At 57.6% G+C, this 17254-nt stretch carries 16 protein-coding genes; 2 read left to right on the plus strand and 14 right to left on the minus strand.

Features of this window, described 5'->3' with window-relative positions:
- The 7 genes from IVB32_RS02815 to IVB32_RS02845 form a co-directional block, all read right to left on the minus strand.
- Nucleotides 1–423: IS110 family transposase (locus IVB32_RS02815; RefSeq protein WP_247409715.1), on the minus strand; the 423-nt coding region annotated here is incomplete at its 3' end.
- Nucleotides 424–557: 134 nt separating this feature from the next.
- Entirely contained in the window at nt 558–1874 is a 1317-nt protein-coding gene (locus tag IVB32_RS02820; protein ID WP_247368643.1) for a serine hydrolase, read from the minus strand.
- An 864-nt stretch (nt 1875–2738) separates the two neighbouring features.
- A complete protein-coding gene (locus IVB32_RS02825; RefSeq protein WP_247368641.1) occupies nt 2739–3422 on the minus strand; it encodes an SGNH/GDSL hydrolase family protein in 684 nt (227 codons plus the stop codon).
- Between the two features lie 11 nt (nt 3423–3433).
- Nucleotides 3434–4345 carry an ABC transporter permease gene (locus IVB32_RS02830; RefSeq protein WP_247409716.1) on the minus strand — a complete coding sequence of 304 codons (912 nt, stop codon included), beginning with the start codon at nt 4343–4345 and terminating at the stop codon, nt 3434–3436.
- Between the two features lie 37 nt (nt 4346–4382).
- On the minus strand, nt 4383–5333 hold the full coding sequence (locus tag IVB32_RS02835; protein WP_247531126.1) for an ABC transporter permease: 951 nt from the start codon (nt 5331–5333) through the stop codon (nt 4383–4385).
- Between the two features lie 6 nt (nt 5334–5339).
- Nucleotides 5340–6842 carry a sugar ABC transporter ATP-binding protein gene (locus IVB32_RS02840; RefSeq protein WP_247368634.1) on the minus strand — a complete coding sequence of 501 codons (1503 nt, stop codon included), beginning with the start codon at nt 6840–6842 and terminating at the stop codon, nt 5340–5342.
- A 79-nt stretch (nt 6843–6921) separates the two neighbouring features.
- Nucleotides 6922–7908: a substrate-binding domain-containing protein gene (locus tag IVB32_RS02845; protein WP_247368632.1), complete on the minus strand. Its 987-nt coding sequence runs from the start codon at nt 7906–7908 to the stop codon at nt 6922–6924.
- Nucleotides 7909–8336: 428 nt separating this feature from the next.
- Here IVB32_RS02845 and IVB32_RS02850 point away from each other — a divergent pair, with 428 nt between their 5' ends.
- Together IVB32_RS02850 and IVB32_RS02855 are read left to right on the plus strand one after the other, a co-directional pair.
- On the plus strand, nt 8337–9002 hold the full coding sequence (locus IVB32_RS02850; RefSeq protein WP_247368630.1) for an SGNH/GDSL hydrolase family protein: 666 nt from the start codon (nt 8337–8339) through the stop codon (nt 9000–9002).
- Between the two features lie 54 nt (nt 9003–9056).
- Nucleotides 9057–10142 (plus strand): ROK family transcriptional regulator, encoded by a 1086-nt coding sequence (locus IVB32_RS02855; protein ID WP_247368649.1) that lies wholly within the window; start codon nt 9057–9059, stop codon nt 10140–10142.
- A 416-nt stretch (nt 10143–10558) separates the two neighbouring features.
- Here the strand turns inward: IVB32_RS02855 and IVB32_RS02860 are convergent, their stop codons facing one another.
- The 7 genes from IVB32_RS02860 to IVB32_RS02890 form a co-directional block, all read right to left on the minus strand.
- Nucleotides 10559–12115 carry a class I adenylate-forming enzyme family protein gene (locus tag IVB32_RS02860; protein ID WP_247368628.1) on the minus strand — a complete coding sequence of 519 codons (1557 nt, stop codon included), beginning with the start codon at nt 12113–12115 and terminating at the stop codon, nt 10559–10561.
- 10 nt (nt 12116–12125) lie between these two features.
- Nucleotides 12126–12542 (minus strand): Zn-ribbon domain-containing OB-fold protein, encoded by a 417-nt coding sequence (locus tag IVB32_RS02865; RefSeq protein ID WP_247368627.1) that lies wholly within the window; start codon nt 12540–12542, stop codon nt 12126–12128.
- A gap of 1 nt (nt 12543) precedes the next feature.
- A complete protein-coding gene (locus IVB32_RS02870) occupies nt 12544–13617 on the minus strand; it encodes a thiolase family protein (protein WP_247368625.1) in 1074 nt (357 codons plus the stop codon).
- Nucleotides 13618–13718: 101 nt separating this feature from the next.
- The gene (locus IVB32_RS02875) at nt 13719–14513 is read right to left on the minus strand and encodes an enoyl-CoA hydratase-related protein (protein ID WP_247368623.1); all 795 of its coding nucleotides are present in this window, start codon (nt 14511–14513) and stop codon (nt 13719–13721) included.
- A gap of 21 nt (nt 14514–14534) precedes the next feature.
- Nucleotides 14535–15296 (minus strand): ATP-binding cassette domain-containing protein, encoded by a 762-nt coding sequence (locus IVB32_RS02880; protein ID WP_247368621.1) that lies wholly within the window; start codon nt 15294–15296, stop codon nt 14535–14537.
- On the minus strand, nt 15293–16150 hold the full coding sequence (locus IVB32_RS02885) for an ABC transporter permease (protein ID WP_247368619.1): 858 nt from the start codon (nt 16148–16150) through the stop codon (nt 15293–15295). Before IVB32_RS02885 ends, IVB32_RS02880 begins: the two co-directional genes overlap by 4 nt.
- 21 nt (nt 16151–16171) lie before the next feature.
- The gene (locus IVB32_RS02890) at nt 16172–17233 is read right to left on the minus strand and encodes an ABC transporter substrate-binding protein (protein WP_247368617.1); all 1062 of its coding nucleotides are present in this window, start codon (nt 17231–17233) and stop codon (nt 16172–16174) included.
- Between the last annotated feature and the right edge of the window lie 21 nt (nt 17234–17254).

A 17254-nucleotide genomic window follows, 5' to 3' on the forward strand; every position in this document is an offset into this window, starting at 1 on the left:
GCGGATCGAGTTGATGACGGCAGTCTGCTGGCGAATGAAGAGATGGCGCACGCGATGAAGCATCAGACAGCTCTGTTGTTCGATCGTCTTGGTCGGCACGAACCGCATGTTGGGCCTTGTGACCGCCTCGCAAATAGCCTCCGCGTCAGTGCTGTCGTTCTTCTGCCGTTTAACGTAGGGCTTCACATAGGCGGGAGGCATCAATCGCACCGTATGCCCCAACGCCTGCAGCTCGCGCGACCAATAATGCGAGGACGCGCAAGCCTCGATCCCCACGAGGCACGGCGGCAACTTCTCAAAGAAGGACAGCACGAAACGGCGCTTGAGCTGACGGCGTATGATCACCTGGCCGGCTGCATCGACCCCATGCACTTGAAAGACCGACTTCGCGATATCCAGACCAATCGTTGAAATTGACTGCATAGGCTGCTCCTCCGAATCGTGGGAGCCTTAAACGGCGCCCATTGTTTGGCACTCTCGTGCCCGTGGAGGAGCCGTCCACAGCATCAACAGCGGAAGTAACCGGCCTCTCTGGCGGAACATGCTCCAGCCGGATATTACTCAATCCGTTCGGCAATCTGATCCATGCTATTTTGATGCAAGATCAAGCGGGCGGCTCGTCCGTCTTCTCCGGGTTCGAACGTCACCTGTGCACCCACGCACTTGTAGAAAAAGTGCCATTCCGAAACCGGAAAAACCCGTAGCGCCTGCTGGTCGGCGAGCCGAATGTAGAGCCGGTCGGCGGCTGATGTAACTTCGAAATCCCAATTCGGGCGTAATCTATAGCGTCCTAAGAGACGCGCGAAACACGCTGACTCGACTGCTACCTCGTTGCGGTACCAGTTCAAGCCGCACCGCCCATCCAACAAGTGAACACCTAGGTCGACGACTGCATCAATGCACGTATTGCTGAGCACAGCCACCCCGCGCTTCCACTCTGGAATGCATCTAACGAAGGAGCGGAATCCACCGGTACCGCCTGAGTGTGAAATGGCGATGCCCCCGTCCGGATGAGGAGGCCCCAATTCCAGTCCACCTTGGCTCCGTGGAGTGATCAGCGGTCCCATTATGGACGAAATCGGCGAATCCCGATCGCAAAGCGCGTCCATAAATCGCAATAGATCGGGAACGTTCGAACGGAACGCGCCCGCCGCTGCCAATACGTCAAAATCCCAATTGGACACCGGATCGAAGCTGTCGTCGTGTCCCGATGCAATATTGTCCGCCAATCGGGAAGGGATAGCGATCACTGTGTCGTCCATTCGCAATGGATCAAGAATGCGAGATCGGATCAGGGTCTCATAGTCGCGAGCATTTGCGCGGAGGACCAACGCGTGTCCGAGCAATCCCACTGCAAGATTGGAGTACTCGAAGCTGTCGCCAGGCGTTCGGGCCAATTCGTGGGTTGCTAAAAACTGATAAAGATTCTCCGCCGTGTACCTAGCGTAGGGATTATTCGGACGATCTTCGCGTCCCAGATTCGTCGGTATTCGAGGGAGGCCGGAATAATGCGAGGCAAGATCGCGCAGGGTGATGGCCTTGCCATTGCGGACCGGGACACGTGTTCCAAAGGGCAGAAGTTCAGCGACCGGCTGGTCGAGACACACCTCGCCCTGGTTGGCCATGTCAGCTAATAACAGAGCGGTGAAAAGCTTTGTTATCGACCCAATTTCAAAAACGGTGTCTTCATTCATGGGGGTCTTGCTTTGCGCATCTTGGTAGCCGCGGCTCACCACCCGATGGCTTTGGTTTTCCGTCGTTCCTATCACCATCCCAACGCTCAATCGGCGTTCATCAATACGCTCGACCAACATCCGTCGAATCGAATCGCCCGTAGCAAAGGGAGGTGGCACAAAAATACCATTCTTGCTCATGGAAGTTGACTCTGGCGAGGTTAACGCCAGGTAGTTGAGCAACTTCCGTTCTTTCGGACAACCTCTTTTGGGAAATATCTTAGCGGAATCCAGCAAACAAGAGGGCTACACCGACCAGCTTCGCTGAAGTCTGCTTAGGGTCGAAGGCGGCGATCTGCTCCGGAGGCGCTGAGTTCTGCTCTATCCCCGACTCCAGACCTGCCGATGTACTGCGCCAATCCACCCAATACGCCCCAAGGCGACATACCCACTTCCGAGCATGCTCGCTCCCCATTCGCCGACCGCTGAGCCAACGCCCGGGAAGCAGATCGTGCGTCCTGGACGCGGCCACCTCAATCAACGCCCACCACATAGATTTCATTGCGTGACGAGCGCCTCAAGCATTGTGCTACAACGCGTCAGCCGCCAGGGGGATCAACTTCCAAATATTCGTCAATACCGCGGCCCTGTTGTCGAAGCCCTGAGGGGAGGAATTGGCCGCTGTTCAGAGCTTGTCACGATGCCTGGTACAGGATTGCGGGCGAAGAGCGGGACAATAGCCGTGAGGCTTCGTTGCTGGTCATAGGCGGCTATCGCAGCAGCCCGGTTCTGAATGGAATAGCGTTGAAGCTCGTGGACCTTCAAAGGTACGCGCCGAATAACCGTGCCGATTTGGCGAAGTTCGAACCGGGCGACCGCGTTGTCGTGCATTCGCTTCTGATCGGTATTGGCGGGTGATCCGCCGAGAAGATCCGATGCGTGCAGGTATTGTCCCCGCGCGAAAAACCCGCACCTCAGGAGAAGTGCGGGTTTGGGTCATGGAAGTCCCTGACCAATTCGGGAGGAACGTCCCTTGCAGGCCATCTTGTCTGGTGTAAATTCAGATTACGTTAGCACCCTCTCATGATTGATAGTGGCGGCAAACAAATTCGCTACCTTCGCAGCAAGCGCCATTCCAAGGTCGGCGTTGTTTTTTGCGGTGAAATGAATTCCATCCACCCCATCGGTTGAGATCACGCTTCCGGCGTCGAAGAAATTGACCTTCATGAAAGCGGCAAGCGCTCTATAATGGTTGGCGATCTCGACGGTCTTCTCGTGCCCACCCTCAAACATTGCCTGAAACCAGGGGTCCGGCAATGCTGCGAGTGGGGGCGGCGAAACGACGAGCACTTTTGGCGCGGGATACACGGTTCCTACTCCGCCGCCCGAAGTGAGCACCTGTCCCACAAGCTTCGACATACCGACCGCGATCTCGTAGGGCGTGCGACAGAAATAGCTCTTAGTATCGTTGGTCCCGAGCATGATGATGACGAGATCTAGCGGAAGATGACTTGCAAGAGCTGATGGAAGATAAGCGGATCCATTCAGTCGCGGATCAGCCGGATCGTCGATCGATGTCGTACGTGCGCTCAGCCCCTCCTCGACAATCTCGTATCCTAGTCCTAGCTTCGCTGCCATGGCTCCCGTCCATCGCTCCGCATAGGGAAACCGGGTTGTTGGCGATCCCTCCGGGACCGCAACCCAGCCCCATGTAAGCGAATCTCCAAAACACAAGATACGTTTCGTCATCGGCACCTCTTTTAGTTGGATTTGGAACGTACGCCGTAGAAGATCGCCGCGAGCAGGATGATCAGCCCCTGGACGATGAGCTTACCTGGCTCCTGCACGCCTATCGTCGTCATGACCACGAACAGCAGCGCAAAACAGAGGACACCGAAGAACGGGCCCCACACCTCGGCAGGCCGACCGAACACCACGCCGCCCAGGATCGTTGCGGCTATCGAATTCATGACGAGTTCCGGTCCGAACCGCACGCTTCCAACGGCGATCGAAGATGTCTGAACGAGTGCGGCCACGGCAAACATCAGCCCGGATATCGTGTGCGCAACGACGACTGTTCGTTCCACCGGCACACCCGAGAAATGGGCAGAGGTCGGATTGCTGCCGATCGACCAAACGAAGCGGCCGAACACGGAGCTGCCAAGGAATGCACTCGTGACGCCGGCCAGCATGACCCAGAAGATTACCGGTGCTGGCGCTGTCCAGAAGCGGGTGTTGTAGAGATCGCGGAAGTAAGTCGGAACGTCGCCGGGCGGCTTGCCGTTCGCGAGATATTCGACCAATCCGACCAGGACTATGTTCACGGCCAACGTGACGATAACGGCCGATGCCCGCCGCTTGCCGACAAGAAGACCGTTCAAGAGGCCAACGATCAGTCCAAAACCAAGGCAGAGCAGGACGACAGGCAAGAACGGCCAACCGTAGAGTAATCCCGACGAAATCATGTAATTAACGAGCAGAATGATTCCGCCGGCCGACAGATCGATTGACCGCGAGGAGATCACCAGGATCTGGCCGAGAACGACGATTCCGAGCGGCACGACCTGTCGGGCGAAGGTCCCGAGGATCGCGACATTCATCATGTTCGGTCGCAATACCCAGAGGGTGATGAGCAGCACGACAAAGACAACATAGGAGGGAGGTATACGCATAATGATACGGAACAGAGGCGAGCGCGAGGTCATGGGTCTACAGGCCGATGTTCTTGCGGGGCTGAAGCGAGATGACGACAAGAAGGATCAGGCCCTTCACGACCGTCTGAACGAACGCGGAGACGTTGAGAAGATTCATGCCGTTGGCAATTAGGGCGAGTAGCGTGCAGCCGATGACCGTGCCGTGCACGCTGCCAATGCCGCCAGCGAGCTGCGTTCCGCCGAGCGCCACGGCCGTGATCGAGTCGATCGCGTATTGCGCGCCAATGTTGGGGTCGCCTGATGCGATGCGGCCGGCGAGGAAGATTCCGGCGACCGCGGCGAAGCAGGAGCTCAAAACATAGGCTGCGATGATGTTACGCTGCTCGGCGATGCCGAAGGTGCCAGCGGTTTCACCTCCGCCGATCGCGAAGAGGTGCAATCCCAGGCGAGACCCGTGCACGATTTTCCAAGCGACCAGGACCGCAACGATGGTCCAGAGTACTGGCATGTAGATGCCCAGCACGTGCCCATTCACAAGGGATACGATCTGGGACGGAACCGTGCCCCCAGCAGTTGGACGCATGAGCATGGCTACCCCTTGCGTGATTCCCATGATCGACAGGGTTGCGATGATTGGATGCACCCTGAGCCGTGTTACGGAGAAACCATTAAGAAGACCAACGACAACGGCCATCGCAATCGCGCCCGGCAGCGTGAAGTAAACGGGAGCATTCAGCGACAGAATTCCGGTCGTCAGGCTAACGACAGCTCCGACTGAGAGATCGAGCCCCCTGACCAGGATCACGATCATCTGGCCAATGCTAACGAGAATGAGGGGTGCTGCCTGCGCAACGAGGTTGAGACTATTTTGCCAGCTCGCGAAATCGGCCGTCGAGGCTGTCAAACCCGCACAGCCGGAAATTGCGATCAGCAGCGGGATCGTCCAAAGCCCATGGCGCGAATTGGATCTGAGAATGATGTGACCAAGCTTCGTCATTTCTGCCATTCCCCTTCAACGATACAGCGCAGCTTCGAGAATGGCGTGCTCGGTGGCCGCCGCCGCAGGCATCTCCGCAACGACATGCTTGTCGTGAATCACATAGAGGCGATCGCACAAACCGATCAGCTCCAGCGTCTCTCGTGACAGGACGATAACCGCCCCGCCAGCATTTACGTACTTCCGAAGCAGCTTGTAGATCTCGGCCTTTGCGCCTATATCGACACCACGCGTCGGCTCCTCGATGAGGAGGATGTCGGCGCCAACGGTTAGATAGCGTCCAAGTAGAACCTTTTGCTGGTTGCCACCCGAAAGATTCCCGACGGGCGTCGAAGGCTTTGCGGCCCTGATAGACAGGTTCTTGATTGAATTTGCGATGACTTCGCGATGACTACCCGCCGGCGCCAGTTCGAAGCTCTGGCTATGCAGACCGATCGTGAGGTTGTGCGCCAAAGAGAGGTCGAGAAAAAGACCTTCGAGCTTCCTGTCTTCGGGCACAAAACTCACGCCAAGGGCCTGCAACAGGCGGATGCCAACGTCTTTTGCAAGCGGCAGTGGCAGCTCATTCCCCTTGACGCGGACTTTGCCTTCGTACGCGGCGTATTGCCCGACGATTGACCGGACGATTTCGCGCTGGCCCTGGCCCTCAAGACCTGCAAGCGCGATGATCTCTCCGCGACGTAGGAAAATCGAACAGGGCATGGCGTCCGGTGTCAGCCGAAGGCCTTCGACCGAAAGGACAACCTCACCCTCTGCTCGTTCCGGCTTCGGCGGAAACAGCTCGGTCAGCTCCCGCCCGACCATCATCGCAATCAATTGCTTGGGGGTGATCGCCGAGACCGGAACGGTATCGACGTTCTGTCCATCCTTCAGCACGGTGATCGTATCGCAAATCTTGAATATCTCCTCCATGCGATGAGAGATGTAGACGACCGCCTTCTGTTGCTTCTTGAGCGCCAGGATATGTGCGTTGAGGAGCTCGACGTCGGCCGCATTGAGCGCCGCCGTCGGTTCGTCGAGAATGACGATATCCGCGCGCGCGGAAATCCCACGTGCGATCTCGACAAACTGTCGTTCGGCGATGGAAAGGTTTCCGACAAGCATTGCGGGATCGAACTTCAGGCCGAGGCCGCATAACGTATCCCGCGCGTTTCGCTCCATCAGCGTCGTGTCGACATTGCGGAGCCTCGTGAGCGGCTCCTTGCCGAGATACATGTTCTCGGCAATGGAGAGATTGGAAAGCAGCGAGTGCTCCTGAAAAACGGTTGAGATGCCCGCGTCGAGCGCTTCGCGGGGCGATTGGAAGCGGACGATCTGGTCGCTCTTACGTATCAGACCACTGTCGCCCTGAACGACGCCTGCCAGGATCTTCATTAGGGTAGACTTACCGGCGCCGTTCTCGCCCATGAGGGCATGAACCGATCCAGGCAGCAGTTGAAAATCGACGTTCCTGAGCGCGCCGATGCCCCCAAAGGATTTCGAGATCGATGTCATCTGGACAAGCGGCTGTACCGTCATTGCCTGGGCCCGAACGCAAATTGGAGGAGGGGAGCGCAGCGCCGAAGCTGCATTTCCGTAACCCGGCGCTGCGCTAGGATCACTTCTTGCCGTAGTATTTCTGCAGATCCTGCTCGGTCAGGCTGGTTGGAAACCAGACGTTCGCGCTGAGATCTTTGCGGTAGTTCTTCTTGGCCTTCTCGAGATCCCAACCTTCAGGCTCGTAGATGTAGCGCTTGTGGAGCTGCTTGCCCTCCAGAAGGGCGACGGCGGCGCGTACACCGGCAGCCCCCTGCTCAGGACCGTACTCCGGCGAGATCGAGGGAAATCCGAGTTCGATCCACCTGGCGAAGAAGCCGTTGTTGCCTTCGCCCGTGATCGGCGGAATCTTCGCGCCGTACTGCTGAAAAACGTCAACGCAGGCGCGGGTCATATCGGCACCCGATGACCAGATGCCATCGACCTTCGGATTATTGAGATAGAAGGTCTCGCAGACTTGCTTGCCAACATCGTACTGCCACTTGCCTGCGTCTTCTGCGATGATCTTGATGTCAGTGCCCTTGATCGCTTCCAGGAGTCCTTTGTAGCGGTTGATGTCTTCCGGGTGCGCGGGAAATCCTCTCAGAACCCAGATATTGCCTTTTCCACCGAGCTGTTTGACGAGAAAGTCTCCCATCACCTTTCCGAAATGGACACCACCGCCCTGAATATCGACCGTGTATTTGTCGGTTTCCGTCAGACCCGTATGCACGATGACAGGAATGCCCGCCGCAACAGCTTTTTCAATGCCGGCGTCGGCAGACGTGGGCGTGACGGGCGTCACGATGATTGCGTCGACTTTCTGCGCGATCAGGTCTTCAATGTCTGCAACCTGCTTTGCCTGGCTGAGATTGGCGTCTAGCAGAATGAATTGACCAATTGTCTTGTTCAACTGCGCCGCGGCTTCCGCGTCGTGAGCCATCTGGACGGTCCAGGTGTTGGCGTTCACGCCAAAGTGGCTCATGCCGATCTTCCACGGACCATTCTTCTTGAATTGGTTCGGGGCCGTCATCCGTTCATCGCCCGGGCGCGGTGCGACGCCCTGCATGAGGTTAAGCTCCTGTGCGCTAGCCGCACCCACGCTTAGCCAGACCGCGGCCATGAACCCGAGACCGAGTGTTCTCATCCCTTGGCGCATCAAACTTCCCTCCTCCACCGCACGTACGTGCTGATTCATTTGCCTTGGGAGGAGAAGGGCGCAAGTCACCGCACGCCCGTCGCAGGCCCTGCGACGTTCGTAGCTTGGCGCGATTTCAAATGGTGGATCAGCTCTTCTTGACGAAGACTCCCCGCCCTTGCCGCGCTTAACCTCCCAAAGACTGACAAGCTCTCTCGGCATTGCCAGCGAGCCTAACAAAAACACGCTGTTTTGCCGTCGTCAATAGTTATTCAGAATGAGTGATTAATTCAGGCGTTGCGGTTTGGGTCTTGGGCGAACAATGATGCGCAGCGCAAAAAGCGTGAGGAATCAGAGCCATGGCGATCCGTTCGATACTATGTTTCGGCGACTCTAATACCCATGGCCAAATCCCGGGACAGGGGCCATTGGAGCGCTACGATCGCCATACGCGGTGGCCGGGCGTGCTCCAGTCTGAACTCGGACCGTCCTGGTATGTCATCGAAGAAGGGCTGAGCGGACGAACGACCGTCCACGATGATCCCATCGAAGGAGCACATAAAAACGGGCGGACTTATCTGCGCCCATGCGCGCAAAGTCATACCGTCCTTGATCTCGTGATCATCATGCTCGGGACGAACGATCTCAAGGTGAGGTTCAACAAGCCGGCTTCGGAGGTTGCCATGGGTATCGGCTGCCTCATTTACGATCTGAGAGAACTTTCACCGGGGCCTGGAGGGGGCGTGCCTGAAATCATGATCGTCGCTCCTCCTCCAATTCTTGACGACATCAAGGAGTGGAAGTCCATCTTCGCGGGCGCGCCGGAGAAATCACGGCAATTAGCCCTGGAATTCGAAATCATGGCTGACTCCCTCGGCGTACATTTCTTCAACGCCGGCTCCGTATGTCAGTGCGATGAAGCCGACGGATTCCACCTGAACGCGGAAGCGCATCTAGCGCTTGGAGCCGCGCTTGCGCAGGAAGTTGAGGCAATCGGCTGGCCCGCTGTTGAGCGTACGCGTTGATGGCAACCACGCTCGTCCGTTCTTTTCATATGAGGAGCACTTCCCTTGCCTGACATGCGATTTGCGCCCCCCAACCCGCTGCGGATCGCAGATCGCGCGAGCGGCCTGAATGCGCCGACAGTGCGAAGCTATAATGAACGCTTGGTGCTCTCGTTACTGTTGCAGAACACCGGTATTTCACGACTAGCAATCGGTGAGACGACGGGCCTGTCTGCACAGACCATCTCCGTCATCGTCCGTTCACTCGAGCAGGAAGGTCTCGTTTCTAAAGGCGAGGCGCAGCGCGGCCGTGTCGGCCCACCCGCCATCCCGCTGTCGCTCAATCCAAAGGGAGCGTTTTCGGTCGGCGTGAGCTTTGGAGAGAGTGCCGTCAACGTCGCGCTTATCAATTTTATCGGACAGGTTCAATATCATGCAGCACACCCCTATCCTACTGTTCAGGAGTCCTTAGGTGGGCTTGCTGCCAAGATCGAGCAAGGTCTCCTGACACTTCCTCCGGCCAGCCGAGCCCGGGTTGCTGGAATTGGACTGGCGGTGCCGGATGAAGCGAGCACCAGCAAGCACCTTAAGGCACTGCTGGGCGACGATCTGGCGGAGCTTCAAGCCAGCATCGAAGGCAAGCTGAACCTTTCCGCTTACATCCAGAACGACATAACGGCAGCGGCGGGTGGGGAGAGCCTTTTCGGAGCTGCGCGATCACTCTCAGACTTTCTCTTCTTCTACTTGGGATCTCGCCTACATAGCCGTTTGATCCTGAACTACCAGATTCACAGCGGCAGGACCGACCTAAGCCATGATATCGGACTGTTGCGGCTGCGGAAAAGTCTGGAGGAACACGGCCTTGCGCTGGATGCACTAGGATCCGGCACGTTACACCCAACGGTCGATGACCTCTATAACCGATGGCGAGCCACGTGCTGCCATATGATCATCGGATCGGTTCGATCGCTTCTACGCTTTGTAAGCTTCAAGTCCGTCGTTGTTTCAAGCTACGCGCCAACTGGGCTCGGGCAAGACCTCTGCTCGCATCTCCACGAGGAACTACCTGACGTGGATTTTCTGTTTGGCTCCACCTCGATTGCGCCGAAGGCCGTGGGTGCCGCCAGCTTGCCGTACCACTCGCGTTTCATGGTCCAGTAGAGTCGATCGCCGGGTGGTCAAAGCGGCAGGAGCAGTCCGAACGGTATCGGCACACCCCTATCGCCCGCTTGAATTCGCATACGCAGATGTGGTCCGCGATCGTCCGAATAACCTCCAACGAACTTGGCCAGGAAGTTTGGGGAGAACCACAAGGGGCCAGCTCTCATCGGGACCGGTTGGGCCACCGACCTTCGATGGTGCAAGCCGAAGACGTCAAGCGGATGCTGATCCTTGACTCGCAAGATTTCTGCGAAAAACTTCAACTTGACCAGCGGCTGCAACAACTGCAGCTGGGTGCACCAGAGGAAACATTTGGGCGAGAGTCGCGCCCCTATCCGCGGGTTCTCCCGAAGTACCAAAAACCCCATAACCCGTCGCAGACTTGGGCAGGCCGCGGTTCTTCAGCTACAATGACGCTAGGCGCTCTTCTCAAGGAGCTGGGCGCTTTTAACGAGGTCGATTGCCCGATCGCGGAGTTCGCGCTTGAGAACCTTACCGAGCGAATTTCGCGGCAATGCGTCGATGATGAAGACGTACTTGGGTTTTTTGTAGCCAGCGACCAGGTTGCGGACGTGTTCAACAACCGAACCCGGCGTGGGAGCGGCTCCTTGCTCCCGCTCGATAAAAGCCGCGACGGCCTCTCCGAAAACGGCATCGGGTACCCCGACTACGGCGGCGTCGGCGACTTCGGGATTTTGCTGCAGGGCCTGCTCGACCTCTTTGGTGTAGATGTTGAACCCGCCGCTGAGCACCATGTCCTTCTTGCGATCGACGATATAGAGGTAGCCATCGTCATCAGCCTTGGCGACGTCACCCGTATATATCCACCCGTCCTTGATGGCCTTCGCTGTTTCGTCGGGTCGGTTGTAGTATCCACGCATCACGGAATACCGCCCTGGCTGCCCCACGCGGACGAGCAGTTCGCCTGGCTCGCCCGTCTTCACCTCGATGCCCGTATCGTCGACGATCCGAATCTCGACACCAGGCGTCGGTCGACCGATCGATGAGGCGTGATCGAACTGCTCCTCATGCGAAAGCGAGGTCACGCCCCCTACCTCGGTCATTGCAAAAAACGACACCAGCCTTACGTCTGGAAGCAACGCAAGAAACTGCTGCTTCAGCTCGACCGGAAACGCCTCGCCCGTCACGACGATGCGCCTGAGTGATGCGCAACGCGACGGATCGGCCTTGATCTCGGGAAGCAGCATGCGGCAAACCGTGGGGACCATGCCGACGACGGTAATCTTTTCCCTTGCGATCACGTCGACGGTCTCACGCGGATCGAACTTTTTCATGACGACCAGGGTGCCACCTAGCGTCAACGAGTTGGCGAGCCGGGCGAAGCCGGTGCGATGAGCGAGCGGCGTAGTCACCAGATAGTGGTCTTCGCTCGAAATTCCCCATTCGACAGCGTTTATGAAACAATGCTGAACGACGACGTTCGAGTGGGTTATGATGGCTCCCTTCGGTTTTCCCGTCGTCCCCGAAGTGTACATTATTATTGCGTCATCTGATTCGATCGATAGCCGCGGTGAGCGATCGGGCTCCGTCTTTCTAAGCTCCGCATATTCAACTGCGCCCTCTACGTCCCTTCCGGTGGTGATCCATATGGCGTCCGGATTTGCCTGCAGCACCTCGGAGATAGACGCGCCATTCCCTTCGAAAACAATCGCAAAGGGCTGACTGTCGAAACAGATATGCTGCAGTTCGTGGGGCGTGAGCCGTGTCGTGACCGGGATCACGATGGCGCCAACCGAGAATGCCGCGTAGAATAGTTCGACGATCTCGATGCCATTGGATAGAAACACGACAATCCGATCACCCTGACCAACGCCTTGCGTCCTAAGACCACTTGCGACGCTCCGGATTCTACGGTCGAGATCCCGGTAGGTAAGCCGTTCGTCGCCGCAGACCAGGGCAATCTTGTCCGGGTGACGCAGGGCTTGCGCACGAAATATGGTTTCCAGACGCATGCCGGATGCCTCAGACCACGTTGAATGCTGGATATTGTACGTCGTCAGAAAGACGATCCCACGCCACTTCGACGCGTTGACCGATTGCGACCGTTTCCGCGTCCTTGTTCAGGATGTTGCCAATGATGCGCACCCCTTCGTCGAGTTGAACGGTTGCGATCGAAAGAGGAAGCCGGCCGTCGAGACCGGGGCCGGGAACGCGGATCACGGTGCAGGCGTAGATCGTGCCCTTGCCTGCTACCTCGCGCCATTCCAGATTCCGGCTGCCGGTGAAGATGCTCACCGGGCGCGGGTAATGCTGAAATTGTCCGGTGTCCTTGCAGAACTGCAGCATCAGCTTGCCCGCCTTGGCACCATCCCAAAACGGCTTGGTGTCGACGTAAACCGAAGGTTTGGGGACTGGACGTCCCGCCTTTTCGTCAGCCATTTTATGCCTCCAGGATCATAGCGGCGCTGGTACCCCAGTTCCGCGCGTAGGGAATAACGCCAATGCCGGTCACCAGCGCGTTCTTCGGATTTGCCACCTGACGCCCGCCGCCCTCGCCGAACATCTGACGCACAGCTTCTGCGAGATTCAGTCCTCCGCTCGCCAATCCCGGCTGGCCGGCCGAGATCTGGCCTCCTCCCGTGTTCAACGGCAGCGTTCCTTTGTGTGAGAGATCGGTATCGAGGGTGAAGTCGCTGCCTTGACCACGCTTGCAGAAACCGAAATCCTCAAACTTCATCATCACGGCGATCGTGAAATCATCGTAGGGCTGGAACATCCGGATATCTTTAGGGGTCAGCCCGGATTGCTTGTAGACGCGGGGCGCAACCTGCGAGAAACCGGTCTCAGTGATCTCCGAGAGGGGCTTCGTGCCGTTGAAGTTAGTGACTTCGGCATAGGCCGTCGGATAGACCATTTTGGTGATCCCGAGACTGCGAGCCTTCTCTTCGGTTGTCACCAGGAACGCGTTGGCTCCGTCGCAGAACATGACGCAGTCAAGAAGACGCAATGGATCGGCAATGACGCGGGACTTTTCATAATCCGCCATCGTAATCGGCGTCTTGAACTTGCCGTAGGCATTCTCGTTGTGCAGAGCATGCTCGCGTTGCGTGATGGCGATCTTGCCCAGCGCTTCCGGCTTGATGCCGAACTGATGATTATATCTGCTCATCAGAAGCCCAAAGGTCGCCGGCGGCCCCTGCACGCCGGGCGGATCCTGGAATTCCGACCGGTAAGCCCCATAGTTAGCACGCCACGCCGTGCTTGGAGCGTCGGCGGACAGAACGACGACGACCTCGCAATGTCCGTCGCGAATAGCGGAGGCCGCGCGGGCAACTCCTCCGGTCGCCGAGCAGCCGCCGGTTCCGCCGTAGTTGAGCCAGGTCGGCGTGAGGCCCAACGCCTCGGTCATGTAGACGGCAAAAAACGGATTAGGACATTCGCTCAGCGGAGTCGTGACGGAGAGGCCGTCGATGGTATCCTTTGAAACGCCGGTTGCGGCCAGAAGCTTGGCCAAGGCTTCGCCTCCGAGGTCGAACGCGCTGCGTCCGGTCTTGAAGTCGATCGCCGTCTCCGAATAGCCGGCGATTACGATATCGCGTTTCTTGGCAGTCATTTCTATTCTCCGCGGAATTCTGGAGACCGCTTTTCACGAAAAGCCTTCAGCCCTTCGTCGCGATCCTTGGTGAAGTAGAGCAGGAAGGAAGCGTCACCTTCGGCGTCAAACCCGTCCGCAAGCGACATGTCGATGCCTCGGTCGATCACGGACTTTGTCATCATCACCGGGATCGGCGCGTTGTCGCTGATGCTCTTCGCAATCTCGCGAGCCTTTTCGAGTGCTTTTCCCTGTTCTGTAACGTGATTCAGGATGCGATAGCGCTCCGCTTCCGCGGCGGTGATCCGCCGGCCGGTCCACATCAATTCCTTTGCAAGCGGCTTGCCTATCAGCCTTGGGAGCGTCTGGGTGCCGCCGCCGCCCGGCATCATTCCCAGTTTGATCTCGGGCAGACCGAATTTTGCATTCGCGCCGGCGACGATGATGTCTCCGACCAGTGCAAGCTCAAGTCCGCCGCCCAAAGCGAAACCTTCGATAGCGGCTATCAGCGGCTTGGTGAAGCCTCCGATGTCCTTGAACAGCCGATTCACCTTCCGGGTCCTCTTGCGGAACCGGTAGAAATCAAAATAGCCGTTTTCCTGGATCTGGAATTCGCTGGTGTCGATGCCCGTGCAAAACGCCTTCTCGTTGCCGAGCAGGATCACGGCGCGCACGTCTCTGTCGTGCTCGACTTCGTTGAGAATCCCGAGAATTTCGTCGGCTGTCTGTTCGCGAAGCGAATTCAGCTTGTCGGGCCGGTTGATCGTGATTTCGACCCACCCTTTTTCCCGATTGAGGATAACGTCCTGGTATTTCATATGAACTTGCTCTCCGGTGATTCAGTGTTCGGCTGGGAAGGCACCACCCATGGCGGATGCGATCTGGGCGTGAAGCTCTGCGACCTTGTGCGGATTTGACCTTGCCTCGTCGCTGATCCGGACCTCGAGAGCTACCTTTGCCGGGGCGCTCAAGACCAACGCACGGTCGGCCATCTCGAGTGCATCGTCGATCCGGTGAGTAATCAGCAGACAGGTCTTTTGGTATTCGCGCGCTATTTGAAGGAAGTCCCGACGCAAAGTCTTTGATGTAACATGGTCAAGCTGGCTGAAGGACTCGTCGAGGAACACAATTTCGGGATCGATGGCGAGCGCGCGGGCGAGTGAGACGCGCTGCCGCATGCCACCCGAGAGTTCGTGGACATATTTGTCGTCGGCGCCGTCGAGACGAACCCGCGAAAGCCACTCCCTGGCGCGCGCTCGTGCCTGTGATTTGGTTTTTCCCAGAATGAGAAGTCCAAGTTCGACGTTCTCCACTGCCGTGCGCCAGGGTAAGAGTCTGTCCGTCTGGAAGCTGACCGAAAGTCGTCCCTTAAGCGCTTTGAAAGATGCGTAAGGATCGACTCCTGCTACGCGGATCTGGCCGGAATTCGGACATGTCGTGCCCATGATCAGATTCAGGACGGTACTTTTCCCAGCACCGGTTTGCCCGAGCAGAACCACGATCTCACCGCGCCAAACATTCATGGACAGATTGTCCACTGCCAGATAACTGCCGAACGTCTTCGTGACGTCGCGAACCTCGATAAGATTTTGCTTGGTCATCTTACCGTCGCCTCCGCACGCCATTTCAGTGAAATCTTCTCCAGACCGTTCACGAATGCCTGTAGCAGCAGATTCAAGATCACGAGGAAGAAGGTCCATGCCAGCACCTGATCGATCCGAAACGTCGATTGGGAAAGGTTCATGCGCGCGCCGATACCGACTGCGGATGCGACGAGCTCGGCGAAGATCACCATGCGGATCGCGTAGCCGATCACCGATTTTGTGGTGAGGAAGATGTAGGCCACGATATGCGGGAGAATGAGATAGCGAAGCACCTGCCACCGCGACGGGCGGAAGCTCTCGATCATGTCGACGAGCTCCTTCGGCAACGCCCTTACGCCTTCGTAGACATTGAGAGCGTAGAACGGCAGCAGGATGACGAGCAGAATGAAGAATATCCGGGACTCCGGATTCTTGAACCAGAACACCGCGATCAGCATCCACGACAGCGCCGGAATGCCGGTATCGATAACGACGATGGCCTTCAGGTACGGGCGCACCGAGGGAAACATTCCCATCGCGAGACCGATCAGCACACCCGTGATCAGCGCAATCATGACAGAAATGGCGAGACGTACGAGCGTGACTGCGACGTGGTAGGGGTCCGAAAAGAACAGCTCCCGCGCCGCGTTCCAGACGGTCACGGGCGACGGCATGATGTAGTCCGGCACGAAGCGGCTGGTGATTTCCATCGCCGCAAGAAGGACAACGACGACGACGCACGTCGCAAAGATATCGCGTCTACCCTCGGGGTTCTTCCGAGCCGCGATCACTCCGGTCAGGGGCTTAACCAGTTCCGCAGCGACTGAGCGCTCCGGACCTGACGTTCGTTCGGTATCTACTGTAAGTGACATCGGTCTTTCCGTCATGATCTATCAGACGGCAAAGAAATTTGCATCGACCGGCTTGGTCAGCAGGCCGTTGCGCGCCAGAAAATCGCTCGCGAGCAGTATGGACGATCTGGAAAGTTCGTCGCTCATAGGCCGATAGTTGAAAGTGAGACGCTTCGAACCCATGGCCTCCTTCAGCGTGTCTGGCGCAACGCCAGTCTTGCTGCCAAATAGATCGACCGCCTTGGCGGTATCCGCGTTGATGCCGCTGAGGCAATCTTCGAAGACCTTACTGACCTTCGCTGCGATGCCAGGATTTGCGTCGGCCAATTCCTTCCGGATCGCCACGCCAAAATAGGGCAGTTCCAGCCCTCCCGAGAGTCTCTTGTAGGCGTCGCCCGCCTTCAGAATCACGCGCAGGTCAGGCTTTTTCATCAGACCCGTCGTTATGTTTGGCTCCCATGACAAGGCCGCATCGGCGCGATCGGCCATTAGCAGAGTTACCGACGCGGCGGGATTGTCGACGTTCTGGATCGTCGCGTCCTTTTCGATGTCGAAACCGAAGGCTTCGTTGATGAGGGCCTTGACCATCCGGTAGGTGCCGGTCGACTGCAGGGCAGCGATCGTCTTGCCTTTGAGCTGCGACACATGGTCGACACCGCCCTTGGGCCCCAACAGCGCGATCATGTTGGCGTCGGTAATCGTGCAGAGGTATTTGATGGGCACGCCGGCCTGGTAGCGGGCAGCGAAGGTATCCCAACTGCCGATGCAGACGTCGTAGTTTCCGGCGACGAAATCGTTGTAGTAGGTCGACACCGCCGTATACGGAGCAGGATCAGGAAAAGAGAGACCGTTCTTGCCCCCAAGATCGTTGGCCAGAATGTACTGAACAGGTAGCACCGTAAAACCCGGTTGGAGCGACGCCCAGCGAACGCGAATATTCGCAGCCGCGAATGCATCTCGGATAGCCGATGGCAGCGTGAGAGAACTCGCGGCCGAAGCAAGGAAGTTCCGCCTTGTAAAGTGCGCCATTTTCTCCTCCCAGATCGATGAGTGCCCGTCTTTTCTTGCTTTTTGGGCCCAGTCCGGAAGATCGAAGCCGATCACGATCCGAACCTTGCATTGACC

The organism is Bradyrhizobium sp. 23, assembly GCF_023073295.1.
Classification (GTDB): domain Bacteria; phylum Pseudomonadota; class Alphaproteobacteria; order Rhizobiales; family Xanthobacteraceae; genus Bradyrhizobium; species Bradyrhizobium canariense_D.

Coding starts and splice junctions, on each gene's coding strand:
- IVB32_RS02830 (WP_247409716.1), bottom strand. CDS start 4,345: ATGCGTATACCTCCCTCCTATGTTGTCTTTGTCGTGCTGCTCATCACC.
- IVB32_RS02860 (WP_247368628.1), bottom strand. CDS start 12,115: ATGCGTCTGGAAACCATATTTCGTGCGCAAGCCCTGCGTCACCCGGAC.
- IVB32_RS02840 (WP_247368634.1), bottom strand. CDS start 6,842: ATGACGGTACAGCCGCTTGTCCAGATGACATCGATCTCGAAATCCTTT.
- IVB32_RS02875 (WP_247368623.1), bottom strand. CDS start 14,513: ATGAAATACCAGGACGTTATCCTCAATCGGGAAAAAGGGTGGGTCGAA.
- IVB32_RS02885 (WP_247368619.1), bottom strand. CDS start 16,150: ATGTCACTTACAGTAGATACCGAACGAACGTCAGGTCCGGAGCGCTCA.
- IVB32_RS02845 (WP_247368632.1), bottom strand. CDS start 7,908: ATGCAGGGCGTCGCACCGCGCCCGGGCGATGAACGGATGACGGCCCCG.
- IVB32_RS02825 (WP_247368641.1), bottom strand. CDS start 3,422: ATGACGAAACGTATCTTGTGTTTTGGAGATTCGCTTACATGGGGCTGG.
- IVB32_RS02880 (WP_247368621.1), bottom strand. CDS start 15,296: ATGACCAAGCAAAATCTTATCGAGGTTCGCGACGTCACGAAGACGTTC.
- IVB32_RS02820 (WP_247368643.1), bottom strand. CDS start 1,874: ATGAGCAAGAATGGTATTTTTGTGCCACCTCCCTTTGCTACGGGCGAT.
- IVB32_RS02850 (WP_247368630.1), top strand. CDS start 8,337: ATGGCGATCCGTTCGATACTATGTTTCGGCGACTCTAATACCCATGGC.
- IVB32_RS02835 (WP_247531126.1), bottom strand. CDS start 5,333: ATGGCAGAAATGACGAAGCTTGGTCACATCATTCTCAGATCCAATTCG.
- IVB32_RS02865 (WP_247368627.1), bottom strand. CDS start 12,542: ATGGCTGACGAAAAGGCGGGACGTCCAGTCCCCAAACCTTCGGTTTAC.
- IVB32_RS02855 (WP_247368649.1), top strand. CDS start 9,057: ATGCGATTTGCGCCCCCCAACCCGCTGCGGATCGCAGATCGCGCGAGC.